Genomic DNA, 17,847 nt, shown 5'->3' with positions numbered 1-17,847 from the left:
AGGGAGGCGCTCGATGCGTGTGCTGTTGATCGACAACTACGACTCCTACACCTACAACCTCTTCCAGCTCCTCGCCGAGGTGTACGGCAAGGAACCGACGGTCCTCCTCAACGACGACCCGTCCTGGCCGGAACTGGACCCGGCCATGTTCGACTGCGTCGTGATCTCGCCCGGCCCGGGCCGCCCCCAGCAACCGGCCGACCTCGGCTTCTGCCAGGAGGTGCTGGAGCGCTGGGAGGACGTACCGGTCCTCGGGGTGTGCCTGGGGCACCAGGCGATCGCCCACCACCACGGCGCACACGTGGTGCAGGGCACGCCCCGGCACGGCCACCTGGCGAAGGTCCGGCACGCCGGACGCGACCTGTTCGAGGGACTGCCGCAGAATTTCGTCGCGGTGCGCTACCACTCGCTGCGGGTCACCGAACCCCTGCCGGAGGACCTCCAGGCCACCGCCTGGGCGGAGGACGGCACCGTCATGGCGCTGCGGCACCGCACCCTGCCCCGCTGGGGAGTGCAGTTCCACCCCGAGTCCATCGCGAGCGAGTGGGGGGCCCAACTGCTCCGCAACTTCGCGGAGCTCGTCGGAGGCGACTACGCCCCCGCGCCGTCGAAGCAGCCGCACCGGTCCCTGCCGCGGGACAACGCGCCCGCCGCCCCGGAACTCCGGCCGGTCGTCGAGGTCATCGACCGGGCCGTGGACACCGCGGCGCTGTTCACCACCCTGTACTCCACGAGCGCGAACAGCTTCTGGCTCGACAGCAGCGCGCCCGGCACCGGCGCGGCCCGGTTCTCCTTCCTCGGTGACGACTGTGGCCCCCTCGCCGAGACCCTCACCTACCGGACCGGGGAGAACGCGGTGGCGGTCCGCGACTCCACCGGAGAGCGGGCCGAGCCCGGCACCATTTTCGACGTGCTCCGACAACGGCTCCGGGCCCGCCGGCTCAGCACACCGGACCTGCCCTTCGACTTCAACGGCGGATACGTCGGCTACTTCGGCTACGAGCTCAAGGCCGAGTGCGGCAGCCCGAACGTCCACACGGCCGAGACACCGGACGCCGTGTGGACCTTCGCCGACCGGCTGATCGCGGTGGACCACCTCGAAGAGAAGACCTACGTCGTGGCCGTGAGCGCGCCCGGGGCCGACGCACTGGACGGTGCCCGCGCCTGGGTGGAGCAGACGGCACTGCGCGCACGCTCCCTGCCGGCCTGCACACCGGCCGGCCCGCCCGACGCCGCCGCCACGGCACCGGCGGACGGGGGAGACCTCGCCCGTGCCCGCACCGAGTACGTCAAGGACATCGGGGACTGTCTCGACGAGCTGAACAGCGGGGAGAGCTACGAGATCTGTCTGACCAACCGGATCCGGCTGCCCGCCCTGCCGGACCCGCTCGGCTACCACCTCCTGCTCCGCCGCCTCAACCCCGCTCCCTACGGTGCCTTCTTGCGCCACGGTGACGTCAGCGTCGTGTGTTCCTCCCCGGAACGGTTCCTGCGGATCGACCGGGACGGGATCGCGGAGAGCAAACCGATCAAGGGGACGGCGCCCCGGGGCACGGACCCGGCCAGTGACGAGGCGCTCCGCCGGTCACTGACGGCGTCGGCCAAGACCAGGGCCGAGAACCTCATGATCGTCGACCTGCTCCGCAACGACCTGGGCCGGGTGTGCGAGGTGGGCTCGGTCGAGGTCCCCGCCTACATGGTGACCGAGTCGTACGCGACGGTGCACCAGCTGGTCACCACGATCCGCGGCCGCCTCCGGCACGACGTGGACCCGGTCTCCTGCGTCCGGGCGTGCTTCCCCGGCGGCTCGATGACGGGCGCCCCGAAGGTCCGCACGATGGCCATCATCGACCGGCTGGAGCAGGAGGGCCGGGGCATCTACTCGGGCACCATCGGCTACTTCGGGCTCAGCGGCGGCGCGGACCTCAACATCGTGATCCGCACCGCGGTGACCACCGGCACGGGCACGGTGATCGGTGCCGGAGGTGCCATCGTCCTCGACTCGGACCCGCACGAGGAGTTCGACGAAGTGCTCCTCAAGGGACAGGCACTGGTGCGGGCGCACGGGCTGCTGGACCGGGCGGGCAGGCCGATGCCCCGTAACCGGCCGGCCCCTTCACGCAGCACGCGCTCATGAATCACGCGGGTCACAGGACCGCGTCACGTTTCTTTGAACAGCATGCGGGGCGGCAGCGCGCCCGTAAGCCGAGGGAAGGATCGAACATGTCGACCACCGCACACTCCGAGCCGTCTTGGTCGGATCTGCCGTTTCTGGACTTCACCGACCCGGGGTTCGCCTGGGACTCTCCCGAGGTGGCCGAGGCCAGGGAACGCTCCTGGGTCGCCCGTACCCCGCTGGCGCTGCTGGTCCTGCGGTATGCCGAGGCCAAGGACCTGGCCCGCGATCCGCGGCTGGTCTCGGGCTTCCGGGGCCTCGTGGAGATGGTGGGGACCCCCGAGGGCCCGGCGCGCGATTTCATGCGGGACTTCCTGCAGAGCCTGGACGGCGCGGACCACCGCCGGCTGCGCGGGCTGGCGACCCACCCCTTCACCCCCCGCAGGATCATCGAGACGCAGCCGTTCGTCCGGGCCACCGTGGAGCGACTGGCCGACCAGCTCTCCGCCTCGCAGGAGTGCGACTTCGTGCAGGCGTTCGCCCACCCGCTGCCCGCGATGGTCATGTGCCAGTTGCTCGGCTTCCCGCTGGACGACTACGACACCGTCGGCCGGTTGTCCATGGACGCCAACCTCGGACTGGCGCTCTCCGACGACCGGAGCATGCTGACCCAGGTGGAGCAGGGTCTCATCCGCATGTTCGACTACCTCAAGGCCGCGATCGAGAAGCTCAGGGCGAACCCGGGCAGCGACCTGACCTCCGACATCCTGCGCGCCCACCAGGAGGGCGTCCTCGACGACTACGAGGTCCGCACCCTGGTCGCGACCGTGCTCGTCGCCGGGTACGAGACCACGAACGACCAACTGGCCCTCGCCATGGTGGCCTTCGCCGAGCACCCCGAGCAGTGGATGCTGCTCCGGGAGCGGCCCGAGCTGGCCCCGCAGGCGGTCGAGGAGGTCCTGCGCTGGAGCCCCACGCTGCCCGTGACGGCCACCAGGACCGCCGCCGAGGACTTCGACGTCCACGGCGTGCGCATCCCCACGGGAACCCCCGTCTTCATGTGCGCGCACTCGGCGCAGCGCGACCCCCGGGTGTACGCCGACGGCGACACCTTCGACATCACCGTCAAGCGCGAGGCACCCACCCTGGCGTTCGGCGGCGGCCCGCACTTCTGCCTGGGCACGGCACTGGCCCGCGTCGAACTCGCCGAGGCCCTCGCGGTGCTGCCCGCCCGCCTGGACCCGCCCCGGCTCACCGGCCCGATCAGCTGGCGGACCGCGCTCGGCGTCGCCGGGCCCGACACCCTGCCGCTGCGTTTCGGGGGTCCCGCCGCCGGATGACGGCACCCGCGTCGACGGCGGACCACGACGTCCCCACGCCGTCGACGGTGAGCTCAAGAGGTCCTGAATCTCCTTGTGAAGGGCAGCACGTTCGACATGACCGATGACACCAAGACGCTCGACTACCTCAAGCGCCTCACCGCCGAGCTGTTGGAGACCCGTGAGCGCCTCCGTACCGCGGAGGCGGCGGGCCGCGAGGCGATCGCGGTCGTGTCGATGGGATGTCATTACCCCGGCGGGGTGTCGTCGCCGGAGGAGCTGTGGCGGCTGGTGGCGACCGGGACCGACGCGATCTCGGCCTTCCCCACCGACCGGGGCTGGGACGCCGAGGACCTCTTCGACCCGGACCCCGACCGCCCCGGTCGGACCTACACCCTCGAAGGGGGCTTCCTCGACCGGGCCGCGGAGTTCGACGCGGACCTGTTCGGGATCAGCCCCCGCGAGGCGGCCGCGATGGACCCCCAGCAGCGGCTGCTGCTGGAGACCGCGTGGGAGACGTTCGAGCGGGCGGGGGTGGACCCCGGCTCCCTGCGGAGCCGGCCCGTCGGGGTCTTCGTCGGGTCGCTGTTCGTGGCCGGCAGTGGTGGCATCGGGGTGACCGAGGGCACCGAGGGCTACCACATGACGGGCAACGCCGCGAGCGTGCTGTCGGGGCGCCTCGCCTATGTGTTCGGGCTCGAAGGTCCCGCCGTCACCGTGGACACCGCGTGTTCGGCGTCCCTGGTGGCGGTGCACCAGGCCGTCCAGGCGCTGCGGCAGCGCGAGTGCGACATGGCCCTGGCCGGTGGCGCCACGGTGATGACGACGCCGGGAGTCTTCACCGAGTTCAGCCGCCAGCGCGGCCTGGCGCCGGACGGCCGCTGCAAGGCGTTCGCGGCCGCGGCGGACGGCACCGGCTTCGGCGAGGGCGCCGGGCTGGTGCTGCTGGAGCGGCTGTCCGACGCACGGCGCAACGGGCACCCGGTGCTGGCCGTCATCCGTGGTTCCGCGGTGAACCAGGACGGCGCGTCCAACGGGCTGACCGCACCGAACGGACCCTCACAGCAACGCGTGATCCGGCAGGCGCTGGCCGCCGCCCGCCTGTCGGCGGACCAGGTCGACGCCGTGGAGGCGCACGGCACGGGGACCGGGCTGGGCGACCCGGTCGAGGCCCAGGCCTTGTTGGCGACCTACGGCCAGGACCGGCCGGCGGACCGGCCGCTGTGGCTGGGCTCGATCAAGTCGAACCTGGGGCACACCCAGGGCGCGGCGGGCATCGCCGGACTGATCAAGATGGTCATGGCGGTGCGGAACGGGGCCCTCCCGAAGACCCTGCATGTCGACGAGCCCTCCGCGCACGTGGACTGGGAGGCCGGCGCGGTCCGCCTGCTGACCGAGAACCGCGACTGGCCCGAGACCGGCCGCCCGCGCCGGGCAGGAGTGTCGTCGTTCGGGATCAGCGGGACCAACGCCCACGTGATCCTGGAGCAGGCACCCCAGGACGACCGGGCGGACGCCGACCCGGATGGCCCGGCCGCCCCGGTCACCGCCCCCGAGCGGGTGCCGTGGGTGCTCTCGGCTCGGGGCGAGGGGGCCCTGCGGGACCAGGCGGAGCGGCTGGCGACCGAGGCCCGGGCCCACCCGGAGCTCCGGCCGGTGGACGTCGGCTGGTCGCTGGCGACCTCCCGCGCGGCCCTCGACCAGCGGGCCGTGGTCTGGGCGGCCGACCGGGACGGTCTCCTCGCGGGACTGACGGCGCTGGCCGAAGGCCGCCCGGCTCCCGGCGTCGTGCGGGGTGCGGTGGCCGACGGCCGGACGGCGTTCCTCTTCTCCGGCCAGGGCAGCCAACGCGCGGGGATGGGACGTGAACTGGCCGCCGCGTATCCGGTGTTCGCCGAGGCGCTGGAGACGGTGTGCGGGCACCTGGACCCGCGTCTGGACCGACCGCTGCGGGAGGTCCTGTACGCCGCCGAGGGAACGCCCGAAGCCGAGCTCCTGGAGCAGACCTCGTACACCCAGGCCGGACTGTTCGCCTACCAGGTGGCCCTGTTCCGCCTGCTCGAACACTGGGGGCTCACCCCCGACCTCCTGCTCGGCCACTCGATCGGGGAACTGACGGCCGCGCACGTCGCCGGCGTGGTGTCCCTGGAGGACGCGTGCGCCCTCGTCGCCGCCCGCGGCCGGCTGATGCAGGAGCTGCCCGGCGCCGGGGCGATGGTCTCGGTGCGGGCGACCGAGGCGGAGATCCGGCCGTGGGTGGAGGAACGCGCGCACGAGCTGTCCGTCGCCGCGGTGAACGGACCGGAGTCGGTGGTGGTCTCCGGCGCCGAGCACGCCGTGCTGGAATGCGCCGCCCACTGGGAGGGCGAAGGCCGACGGACGAAGCGGCTCCGGGTGAGCCACGCCTTCCACTCCCCGCAGATGGACGGGATGCTCGAGGAATTCGGCCGGGTCGCGGAGCACCTCACCTTCCACCCGCCCCGGATCCCGATCGTCTCGAACGTCACCGGGGACATCGCGACCACGGACCAGCTGTGCTCGCCGGAGTACTGGGTCCGCCACGCCCGCACGGCGGTGCGCTTCCGCGACGGGATGCGCCGCCTCCTGGCGGAAGGGGTGAACACCCTCCTGGAGGTGGGGCCCTCCGGGGTGCTGACGGCCATGGCCCAGGACTGCCTCGCCGAGGAACCCGACAGCGCCAACGCCGTGCTCGTCCCGGTGGCGCGGCGCGGCCGGCCCGAGGCCGACACCGTGCTCGCGGCCGTGGCCGAGGCGTTCGCCCACGGTGTCCGGGTCGACTGGACCCGGCTCTTCACGGGTGCCGGTGCCCGCCGGGTGGACCTGCCCACCTACGCCTTCCAGCGCCGCAGTTACCCCTGGGGCCAGGCCGGCGCGGACGCCGGTGTCACCGCCGCGGGCCTCACCGGGCTCGGGCACCCGCTGCTCGGCGCCTCCCTGGACCTCGCGGACTCCCAGGGGATCGCCCTGACCGGGCGGCTGTCACGGCGGACCGAGGCATGGCTCGCGGACCACGTCGTGCTCGGCGCCGAACTCGTGCCGGGCACCGCCGTCGTCGAGATGGCGGTCCGTGCCGGCGGTGAGGTCGGATGCCGTCGGCTCGTGGAACTGACCCAGGAGGCACCGCTGGCCGTGCCCGGCCGGGGCGCCGTCCACCTCCAGGTGCGGGTGGGGCCCGCGGGGGAGCAGGGCCACCGCCCGGTGGGCGTGTACTCCCGGCCCGACGGCGCCGACGGGGACGAACCCTGGACGTGCCACGCCCGCGGCGTGCTCGCCCCGGAGGCCGCCGGCGTCCCGGTCGGCCACGGCGAGGCGTGGCCGCCCCCGGGGGCGCGCCCGGTCGCGCTCGACGGGTTCTACGAGCGTCAGGCCGCCACCGGCCTCGCCTACGGTCCGGTGTTCCGCGGGCTCCGCCGGGCCTGGCGGCTCGGCGCCGAGGTGTTCGCGGAGGTGGCCCTTCCCGAGGACGCACGGGCCGGAGCGGCCCGCTACGGCGTCCACCCGGCGCTGCTCGACGCCGCGCTGCACACCGCCCTCCTCGACGGGGAGGACGCCGGGCAGCCGCCGCTGCGGGTTCCCTTCGCGTGGCGCGAGGTGTCCTTCCACGGCAGTGGCGCACCGGTACTGCGCGCCCGGCTGACCCCGTCCGGCACGGACTCCGTGTCCCTCGCCCTGTGGGACGAACGCGGCGCCCCGGTGGCCTCGGTCGGGGAGCTGATCACCCGTCCCGTCGCCGCCGACCGGCTCCGTCCCGCACCCACCCATGACGCGCTGTTCCACATCGACTGGGCGGAGCCCACGGCCTGCCCCGCGGCATCGGCCACCGCCGCACGCTGCGCCGTGCTCGGGGACGACGACCTGGCCGCCCGGCTCGCGGCCCCGGCGTTCGCGGACCCCGGTGCGCTCCTCGCGGCGATCGACGCCGGCGAGCCCGTGCCGGACCTGGTGTTCCTGGTGTGCCGCGGTGACGGCCCCGGCGACGCGCGCGCCCTGTGCGGGCAGGTCCTGGAGGTGCTCCGGACCTGGCTCGCGGACACCCGACTGCTCGCCTCGCGGCTGGTGGTCGTGACCCGGGGCGCCATGCCCGTCGCCGCCGGGGAGGAGAGCACCGACCTGGCCGCCGCCACGCTCTGGGGGCTGGTGCGCTCCGCACAGTCGGAGCACCCGGGGCGCCTGGTGCTGGCCGATGTGGACGGGCACCCCGACTCGACGGCCGCCCTCGCGGCGGCGGTGTCCGGGAGCGAACCCCAGCTCGCCCTCCGCTCGGGGCGGCCTCTCGTGCCGAGGCTGGCCCGCGGGGCGGCGCGGGGGACTCTCGTGCCCCCGCCGGGGGTCCGGGAGTGGCGGGTGGACCTGGCCGGCGGGGGCACGGTGGACGACCTGGTCCTCGCCCCGTCCCCGGAGGCGGCCGCACCGCTGGCGCCCGGGCAGGTGCGGGTCGCGGTGCGCGCGGCCGGGCTGAACTTCCGGGACGTCGTCATGGCCCTGGGCATGGTGCCCGACCGGCGGGCGCTGGGCGGCGAGGTCGCGGGCGTGGTCACCGAGGTGGGGCCGGACGTGACCGGTCTCGCCCCCGGCGACCGGGTGTTCGGACTGGCCGCCGCCTGCCTCGGTCCGGTCGCGGTCGCCGACCACCGCATGCTCGCCCCGATTCCCCGGGGCTGGTCCTTCACCCAGGCCGCCGCCGTCCCGGTCGTGTTCCTCACGGCCTACTACGGCCTGGTGGACCTGGCCGGCGTGCGGCCGGGCGAGACGGTGCTCGTCCACGCGGCGGCCGGCGGCGTCGGCATGGCCGCCGTGCAGCTCGCGCGGCATCTGGGGGCGGAGGTGTTCGCGACGGCGAGCCCCGCCAAGTGGGACACCGTGCGCGCGGCGGGAGTCGACGACGAGCACCTCGCCTCCTCGCGCGACAGCGGGTTCGAGGAGCGCTTCCGCGCGACGAGCGGCGGCCGCGGCGTCGACGTCGTACTGAACTCCCTGACGAAGGACCTGGTCGACGCGTCGCTGAGGCTGGTACGGCCGGGCGGTCGGTTCGTCGAGATGGGCAAGACCGACATCCGGGAGCCCGACGAGGTCGCGGCCGGTTACGACGGGGTCGCCTACAGCGCGTTCGACCTGATGGACGCCGGGCCCGAGCGCATCGCCCGGATGCTGGCCGACCTCCTCGCGCTGTTCGAACAGGGTGCGTTGCGACCGGTCCCGGTGACGTCGTGGGACGTCCGGCAGGCACCCGACGCCTTCCGCTTCCTGGCCCAGGCCCGGCACATCGGCAAGATCGTCCTCACCATGCCCCCGCGTGGGACGCCACGGGCACCGTCCTGCTGACCGGAGCCACCGGGGCGATCGGCGCGGAGGTGGCCCGCCACCTGGTCCGCACCCACGGGGTCCGGCATCTCGTCCTGGCCGGCCGCCGCGGACCGGACGCCGACGGCGCGGCCGAGCTGACGGCCGAGCTGACCGCGTCCGGCGCGACGACGGTCAAGGCCGTGGCGTGCGACGTGGCCGACCGGACCGCTGTGGCGGAACTGCTGGCCTCGATACCGGACGAGCACCCCTTGAGCGCCGTGGTGCACGCGGCGGGCGTGGTGGACGACGGGGTCCTGGAGTCGATGACGCCGGAGCGTCTCGACACGGTGTTCCGGCCCAAGGTCGACGGTGCCTGGAACCTCCACGAACTGACGCGGGACCGTGAACTGTCCGCCTTCGTCGTCTTCTCCTCCGCGGCGGGCACCCTCGGCACCGCCGGCCAGGCCAACTACGCGGCTGCCAACGCCTTCCTCGACGCGCTGGCCGGGAACCGCCGGAGCACCGGCCTTCCCGGCACCTCCCTGGCCTGGGGGCCGTGGACCGGCACCGGCGGGATGGCGGCAGAACTGGCACAGGCCGATCGGGACCGCATGAGTCGTTCCGTCGTCGGGCTGTCCACCGAGGACGGCCTGGCACTGCTCGACGCGGCCCTCGCCGCCGACCGCGCGGTGTCCGTGCCGATGCGGCTCGACGCGAGGGCCCTGCGGCCCGCCGCCGAGGACGGGTCGCTCCCCGCGCTGCTGCGCGATCTGGTCCACGTCCCCGTGCCGGACGCGGGACCGCCCGCGACGGCGGACACGCTGCGGGGACGCGTGGGCCTCCTCACGCCCGAGGAACGGCGCCAGGCGGTACTCGAGTCGGTGTGCGGGCAGGTGGCCGTCGTCCTCGGACACGCCACGCCGGAGGCCGTGGACCCCCAGCGCTCGTTCAAGGACCTGGGGTTCGACTCGCTCACCGCGGTGGAGCTGCGCAACCGTCTCACCTCCGTGACCGGACTGACCCTGTCGGCCACCCTGGTCTTCGACTACCCGACACCGGTCGTGATGACGGACCACATCGAAGAGGTGCTCCTTGCCGAACTGGGCACGCCGGCCGATCCCTTCCTCGCCCGCCTCGACGACTGGGCGGCGGGCCTCGCCGCGACGGAGCTGGACGACACCGAGCGGGAGCGGGTCGCGGCCCGGCTGCGCGCGCTCGCCACGACGTGGGGCGACGGAGCCCGCGCACAGGCAAGCGGAACCGGCGGGACCACCGTCGCGGATGAGCTCGACTCGGCGGACGACGACGAACTCATCGACTTCATCGGCAAGGAACTTGGCATCTCCTGACCGGACATCGGTCGATTCTCGGCAAGGTGGTTTCAGATGGTGACCGACGACAAGATTCGCTACCTCCTCAAGCGGGTGACCGCCGACCTGCACGAGACGCGGGGGCGCCTGCGGGAGCTGGAGGACGCCGCCGGAGAACCGATCGCGCTGGTGGCGATGGGCTGTTCGCTACCGGGAGGCGTCCGGTCGCCGGAGGACCTGTGGCGCCTGGTCGTCTCCGGACAGGACGCGATAGCGCCCTTCCCCGAGGACCGCGGCTGGGACGTGGACGGCCTCTACGACCCGGACCCGGACCGGCTCGGGAAGACCTACGCGCGGGAGGGCGGTTTCCTCGCCGACGTGGCCTCCTTCGACGCGGGGCTGTTCGGAGTGGGGCCGCGTGAGGCCCTGGCCCTGGACCCCCAGCAACGTCTGCTGCTGGAGGTCTCCTGGGAGACCTTCGAGCGCGCCGGCATCACCCCGTCGTCCCTGCGCGGCAGCCGGACCGGTGTCTTCGTCGGTACCAGCAGTCAGGAGTACGCGTTCCTGGTCCGCGGCGCCCGGGAGAACTTCGAGGGCTACTCGACGGGTTACCTCGCAAGCGTGATGTCCGGACGGCTGGCCTACACCTTCGGGCTCGAAGGCCCGGCGGTCACCGTGGACACCGCCTGTTCCTCGTCCCTGGTGGCACTGCACCAGGCCGTGCAGTCCCTGCGCGCCGGTGAGTGCGGCCTCGCCCTGGCCGGCGGCGCGGCGGTGATGGCGACACCCGGCATGTTCGTCGAGTTCAGCCGGCAGCGCGGGATGGCGGCGGACGGCCGGTGCAAGGCGTTCGCGGCCGCGGCGGACGGCACCGGGTGGGGCGAGGGCGTCGGTCTGGTGCTGCTGGAGCGGCTGTCCGACGCACGGCGCAACGGGCATCCGGTGCTGGCCGTCATCCGTGGTTCCGCGGTGAACCAGGACGGCGCGTCCAACGGACTGACCGCACCGAACGGCCCGGCGCAGCAGCGCGTGATCCGCGCCGCCCTGGCGAACGCGGGCCTCGCGCTGTCCGACGTGGACGCCGTCGAGGCCCACGGGACCGGCACCACCCTGGGCGATCCCATCGAGGCCCAGGCGCTGCTGGCCACCTACGGCCAGGACCGGCCGGCCGGACAACCGCTGTGGCTGGGGTCGCTGAAGTCGAACATCGGACACACCCAGGCCGCCGCGGGCGTCGCCGGTGTGATCAAGATGGTCATGGCGCTGCGCAACGGCGTCCTGCCGTCCACCCTGCACATCGACGAACCCACCCCGCACGTGGACTGGTCCTCGGGCGCGGTGGAGCTGCTGACCGGCAACCGCGACTGGCCGGAGACCGGCCGCCCGCGGCGGGCCGGCGTGTCGTCGTTCGGGATCAGCGGCACCAACGCCCACCTGATCCTGGAACAGGCGGAGCAGCCGGAACAGGCCGAACAGGACACGTCGGCTTCCCCCGAGGCCGCCCCCGGCACCGAGCCGGCCCGGCCGGTACGGATCAGCGGTGCCACCGGCGAGGGGCGCCGGGCGCCGGGACCGGTGCCGTGGACGGTCTCCGCGCGGACCGACCGGGGACTGCGGGAGCAGGCGGCCCGGCTGCGCGACCACGTGCGCGACCATCCGGAACTCTCACCGCCCGACGTCGGCCATTCCCTGCTGACGTCGCGGACCCTGTTCGACCACCGCGCCGTCGTGCTGGCCGGGGACCTGGACGGCTACGTCACCGGCCTCGACGCCCTGGCCGAGGGGCGCGTCACCCCCGAGGTGGTGCAGGGCATCGCGACGGACCCGGGGAAGCCGGTGTTCGTGTTCCCCGGCCAGGGAGCCCAATGGGTGGGAATGGCCGCGGAGCTGTACCGCGACTCGGCCGTCTTCCGCGACCGGTTGAACGAGTGCGCCGCGGCGGTGGACCCCCATGTCGACTTCTCGCTCGTCGACGTCGTCTGCGGCGCCGAGGACGCCGCCTCGCTGGACCGCGTCGACGTGGTGCAGCCCGCGCTGTGGGCCATGATGGTCTCGCTGGCCGCGCTGTGGCGGTCCTACGGCGTCGAACCCGGCGCCGTGGTGGGCCACTCCCAGGGCGAGATCGCCGCCGCGTGTGTCGCGGGCGCGCTGTCCATCGAGCACGGGGCCCGGATCGTGGCACTGCGGTCCCGCCTCGTGGCCAAACGCCTCTCCGGTCGCGGTGGCATGGCCTTCCTCGCCCTCCCCGTGGACCGGGCACGGGACTGGCTCGCGGCGTGGGAGCCCCGCCTCGCCGTCGCCGCGGTCAACGGCCCCTCGTCCGTCGTCGTCTCGGGCGACCCCGAGGCACTGGACGAGCTGCTGGCCGTCGCCGAGGGCGAAGGGGTACGGGCGCTGCGCGTCGCGGTGGACTATGCCTCCCACTCGGCCCAGGTCGAGACGCTGGAGACCGAACTGGCCGCGCTGCTCGCGCGGATCACGCCCCGGGCGGCCCGGATCCCCTTCTTCTCCACCGTCACCGGTGCCGTGGCCGACACCTCCGGGCTCGACGCCGCCTACTGGTACCGGAACCTGCGGGAGACGGTCCGCTTCGACCCCACCGTGCGCGCGCTCCTCGCGTCCGGACACCGCACGTACGTGGAGATGAGCCCGCACCCGGTGCTCGCGGTCTCGGTGGAGCAGATCCTGGACGACGCCGCCACCGAAGGCGTGGTGCTGACCTCGCTACGGCGTGACGAAGGGCACCTCCAGCGCTTCCTGACCTCCGTCGCGGAAGCCCACGTGCGCGGTGTGCGGGTGGACTGGTCGTCCCGACTCGGACGGCACCCCCGGCTGGTGGACCTCCCGACCCACGCGTTCCAGCGGCGGCGGTACTGGCTGGACGCGGCCCCCGACGCCGCGGCGCGCGAGGACGACGACAGCGCGTCCAACCCGTTCCGCCGGCGCCTGACGGAACTCCCCGCGCCCGAACAGCGGCGGGTGGTACTGGAGACGGTGTGCGAGCACGCCGCCGCGGTGCTGAACCTGGCCTCTTCGGCGGACATCGACCCCACCAGGGCCTTCACCGACCTCGGTTTTGTCTCGATGACGGCGATGGAGCTGCGCAACCGGCTCGCCACCGCCACCGGTGTCCGTCTCTCCCCGGCGGCGGCCTTCGACCACCCGACCGCCGAAAAGCTCTCCGCGCTCCTGCTGACCCGGCTGACGGGCGCTCAGGACCACGTCGTGGAGCCGGTGCGGGCGGTGCCCGTCGCCGACGAGCCGATCGCGATCGTCGCGATGGGCTGCCGGTACGCGGGTGACGTCGCCTCCCCCGAGGAGCTGTGGGACCTCGTCGCCTCGGGGCGGGACGCGACCTCGTCCTTCCCGGCCAACCGCGGCTGGGACGTCGAGGGCCTGTACGACCCGGAGCCGGGCCGGCCGGGGCGGACGTACGTCCGCCGGGGTGCCTTCCTGCGCGACGCCGACCAGTTCGATCCCCTCCTGTTCGGGATCAGCCCGCGGGAGGCACTGGCGATGGACCCGCAGCAGCGCCTCCTCCTCGAGGTGGCATGGGAGGTGTTCGAGCGGGCGCGGATGTCGCCGGAGACGGTCCGGGGCAGCCGGACCGGTGTGTTCGTGGGCATCGCCGGCCAGGACTACCTGCCGCTGCTGACCGCCGCCCCGGAGGACAGCGCCGGCCACCTGATGACGGGGACCTCGACGAGTGTCGCCTCGGGTCGGCTGGCCTACACGTTCGGCCTCGAAGGTCCGGCCGTGACGGTCGACACCGCGTGCTCGTCGTCCCTGGTCGCCCTGCACCTGGCCGTGCAGGCCCTGCGGCAGGGCGACTGCACGGCCGCCCTGGTGGCGGGAGCCACCATCCTGTCCACCCCGGGGGCGTTCGTGGAGTTCAGCCAGCAGGGCGGGCTGGCACCGGACGGACGCTGCAAGGCGTTCGCCGGGGCGGCCGACGGCACCGGCTGGGGCGAGGGCGTCGGGGCGATCCTGGTGGAACCGCTGTCGGAGGCCCGCCGCCACGGACACCCGGTCCTGGCCCTGGTCCGCGGCACCGCGACCAACCAGGACGGCGCGAGCAACGGCCTCTCCGCGCCCAACGGGCTCGCGCAGCGGCGGGTGATCCGGCGGGCCCTGGCCACCGCCGGTCTCACCGCCCGCGATGTGGACGCCGTCGAGGCGCACGGCACGGGCACCACGCTCGGTGACCCCATCGAGGCCGAGGCCCTGCTGGACACGTACGGCCAAGGCCGGTCGGCGCACAGCCCGCTGTGGCTGGGGTCGCTGAAGTCCAACATCGGCCACACCGCCGCCGCGGCCGGGGTGGCCGGTGTGATCAAGATGGTCATGGCGATGGACCGGGGTGTCCTGCCGCCCACCCTGCACGTCGACGACCCGACACCGCATGTGGACTGGTCCTCGGGCGCGGTGGAGCTGCTGACCGAGGCCAGGCAGTGGCCGGACACCGGCCGGGCGCGGCGGGCCGGTGTCTCGGCGTTCGGGATCAGCGGCACCAATGCCCACGTCGTCCTGGAACAGGCACCGGACGAGACCGGGACGATCACACCGGCTCCCGGGTCCCCGCGCCCCACCGCCACGCTTCCCACGGTCCCGTGGGTGCTGTCGGGCCGGACGACGAAGGCCCTGCGGGAGCAGGCCGACCGGCTGCGCCGGTTCGTCGAGGAACGTCCCGACCTCCGGCCCGTCGACGTGGCACGCTCGTTGGCGGTCCGGACCGGGCTGGAACACCGTGCGGTGGTCCTCGGTCAGGACCGGGACGACGCGCTGGCGGCGCTGTCGCTGCTGGCGACGGAGGAAACCGGCCCGGGCCTGGTCAGCGGTGGTTCCCGCGCCCGACGGCGGGTGGCGTTCCTGTTCTCCGGTCGGCCCGGCGCACCGGGTGGCCCGGGACGGGAGCTCTATTCCCGGGTGCCGGACTTCGCGTCCGCCGCGGACGAGGCCGGGGCCGCGTTCGCCGCGCATCTGGACCGGCCGTTGGCGGAGGTGTGGGGAGAGCTGTGGTCCGGGGACGGCGAGGGACCGGCGGACCCGGTCCTCGCCCGGGTCGCGCTCTTCGCCGGGCAAGTGGCGCAGTTCCGGCTGCTGGAGCAGTGGGGAGTCACCCCCGGCCACCTCCTCGGCGACTTCACCGGCGAGCCGGCCGCCGCGCACTGCGCGGGCGTGCTGTCCCTGGCCGACGCGGCGGCCCTCGTCGTCGCCCTCGGCCGGGAAGCCGCCGTCGGCGCGGAAGGCCCCGACGGTCCCGATGGCCCCGACGGTGGGACCGGCGAGGCCGTCCGCCGGATCGTCAAGGAGCTGACGTTCCATCCGCCGACGATCCCCCTCCTCTCCAGCCGCACGGGCCGCCCCGTGTCACCCGAGGAGCTGCGCTCCCCGGAGTACTGGTTCCGGTCGGCTTCCGAGGCCGCCGCGCCCACGGACGGCATGCGTCTGCTCATGGCCGAAGGGGTGCGCGACTTCCTCCGCGTCGGCCCGGAGAACGCACCGGGGGAGCCGGGGGAGTGCGACCGGTACGACCTCGCCGAGGAAGGGACCGAGGACGACGTCGTCGTCCTGGTACCGGATCCCGACGACAAGGGGTCCGAGGCGGGCGCGCTGCTCGGCGCGCTGGCCCGACTGCACGTCAGAGGCGTCGCGGTGGACTGGGAGAGGATGCTCACCGACTGCGGCGCAGACCTGGTGGAGCTGCCCACGTACGCCTTCCAGCACCAGCGGTACTGGCCCGAGCTGTCCGGGGTCTCGACCGGCTCCGGCCCCCGGGGCGAGAGCGATCCGACGCGCGCCGAACGGGGCCGGGAATTCCGGCGGCGGCTGGCCGGGGCGGCCGAGGAGGAGCGGGAGGGCCTCGTCGCCACCCTCGTCCGCGGACACGTCGCCGCGGTGCTCAGGCTCGGTGACGGGGACTCCGTCGACGACGAGACGCCCCTTCCCGAGCTGGGATTCGACTCGCTGACCGCGGTGGACCTGCGGAACCGGATCGGGGCGGACATCGGCTTCCGGCTCGCCCCGGGCCTCGTCTTCCAGCACCCGACCGTCACCGCCCTGACCCGGCATCTGGTCGACCGGTGGGCGACGGCGGGGACCTCGGACGAAGCAGACGCGGGACCCGACGACACCGGCGGAGTGCGGTCCACCCTGGCTCCGCTCTTCGCCCGCGCGAGCGCACAGGGCCGGGCCGACGAATTCCAGGAGCTGGTGCGGCGCGTCGCGGACTTCCGGACCACCTTCGACGCACCCGAGGAGGGGTTCCGTGTTCCGCACGTCCGCCTCTCGCGCGGCACCGCCACCGCGAGGCTGGTCTGCTTCCCGACCTTCGCCGGCGGTTCGGGGGCGCACCAGTACGCACGGCTGGCCGCCGCGTCCCGGGGCGAGCGTGACGTCTGGGCCCTGCCCGCGCCCGGCTTCACGTGGCAGGAGCCGCTCCCCGCGTCCGTCGACGCCCTGGCACGCCTGCAGGCGGACGGGGTCGAACAGTGCGCCGAGGGCAACCCGGTCGTCCTGCTCGGATACTCGGCGGGCGGCTGGATCGCCCATGCCACCGCGGCCGTACTCGAAGAGCGCGGCGCCGGCCCGGCCGCCGTCGTCCTCCTCGACAGCCACTGGCCGGGCAGCGCGATGCTGCCGCATCTGCACGCCCAGATCGACCGGGCCCGGGCGGCCGGGTCGCCCGGTGCCCCGTTGAAGGAGGAGACCGCGGACGACGCGCACATCACCGCCATGGCGCACTACGCCCGGCTGTTCCAGGCCTGGCGCCCGGAAGGGATCAGCGCGCCGACGCTGCTGGTCCGGGCCTCGGAACCGCCCTTCGAGCAGGCGCCGGACGACTGGCGGTCGCAGTGGCACCTGCCGCACACCACCGCCGACACGGCCGGAACCCACTTCTCGATCATCCGTGAGCACAGTGAGTCCGCACTGCGTTCCGTACACGACTGGCTCAACGGCCTCCACCGATGACACGACGTCCCGACACGACAGGAATGTGATGAACACCAGTAGTGCAAGCAGCAGCGAGCTCCTCGACCAGGACGTCATCGAGGGACAGTCCGGGTACACGAAGTCGTTCCTCAACCTCTACGACCTCGCGGTGTTCCGCGGCACCGCGCCCCTGTGCTGGCGTTGCCCGCCGGCGACCTCCCGGCAGATGTACGACACCTGCGTCGGCGCCGAACACCTGGAGATAGGGGTGGGCACCGGTTACCTCCTCGACCACGCGCAGTTCCCGGTGCCGGACCCGCGGATCACGCTCGCCGACCTGAACCCCAACTCCCTCGCCCACACGGCACACCGCCTCCGGCGCTACGACGTCCGCACGGTCCGCGCGAACGTCCTGGAACCGCTGCCCGTACCGGAGAAGTCCTTCGACTCGGTCGGGATGAGCTATCTGCTGCACTGCGTTCCGGGGAGCCTGAAGGAGAAGGGGATCGCCCTCGCGCACGCCGGGGCCGCGGTCCGCCCCGGGGGCGTCGTCTTCGGCGCCACCGTGCTGTCGGCCGGCGTCCCGGTGACCTTCGCCGGCCGCCGGATGATGGACTGGCTGAACAAGCAGGGCGTCTTCCACAACGAGCAGGACACGTACGAGGACCTTCGCGACCAGCTCGAGACGCACTTCGACCGCTACCAGCTGACGGTGCGCGGCTGCGTGGGCATCTGGCGCGCCTGGACGGCCTCCTGAGGGTCGACGCGGCGGTGGGGGGGGGGGGGGGGGGGGGGGGGGGGGGGGGGGGGGGGGGGGGGGGGGGGGGGGGGGGGGAGGTGTGGCTCGGCTATAGATCTTCTGCTT

At 73.8% G+C, this 17,847-nt stretch carries 5 protein-coding genes and 1 pseudogene; all 6 read left to right on the top strand.

Features of this window, described 5'->3' with window-relative positions; genetic code table 11:
• Positions 1 to 13: 13 nt before the first annotated feature.
• Positions 14 to 2,137: an aminodeoxychorismate synthase component I gene (gene pabB, locus ACZ53N_RS18545; protein WP_469141896.1), complete on the top strand. Its 2,124-nt coding sequence runs from the start codon at positions 14 to 16 to the stop codon at positions 2,135 to 2,137.
• 86 nt (positions 2,138 to 2,223) lie between these two features.
• Positions 2,224 to 3,456 (top strand): cytochrome P450, encoded by a 1,233-nt coding sequence (locus ACZ53N_RS18540; RefSeq protein WP_469141895.1) that lies wholly within the window; start codon positions 2,224 to 2,226, stop codon positions 3,454 to 3,456.
• 75 nt (positions 3,457 to 3,531) lie between these two features.
• Entirely contained in the window at positions 3,532 to 8,778 is a 5,247-nt protein-coding gene (locus ACZ53N_RS18535) for a beta-ketoacyl synthase N-terminal-like domain-containing protein (protein WP_469141894.1), read from the top strand.
• Positions 8,779 to 8,819: 41 nt separating this feature from the next.
• Positions 8,820 to 10,088, top strand: coding sequence for a type I polyketide synthase (locus ACZ53N_RS18530; protein ID WP_469141947.1), 1,269 nt, complete (start codon positions 8,820 to 8,822; stop codon positions 10,086 to 10,088).
• 39 nt (positions 10,089 to 10,127) lie between these two features.
• Positions 10,128 to 16,991 (top strand): annotated as a pseudogene (locus tag ACZ53N_RS18525) (type I polyketide synthase); the annotation flags it as partial.
• Between the two features lie 58 nt (positions 16,992 to 17,049).
• The gene (locus ACZ53N_RS18520; RefSeq protein ID WP_469141893.1) at positions 17,050 to 17,739 is read left to right on the top strand and encodes a class I SAM-dependent methyltransferase; all 690 of its coding nucleotides are present in this window, start codon (positions 17,050 to 17,052) and stop codon (positions 17,737 to 17,739) included.
• Positions 17,740 to 17,847 lie beyond the last annotated feature (108 nt).

It is taken from the genome of Streptomyces sp. NPDC033229 (assembly GCF_055576875.1).
This window is presented reverse-complemented; position numbering and strand designations above follow the sequence as displayed.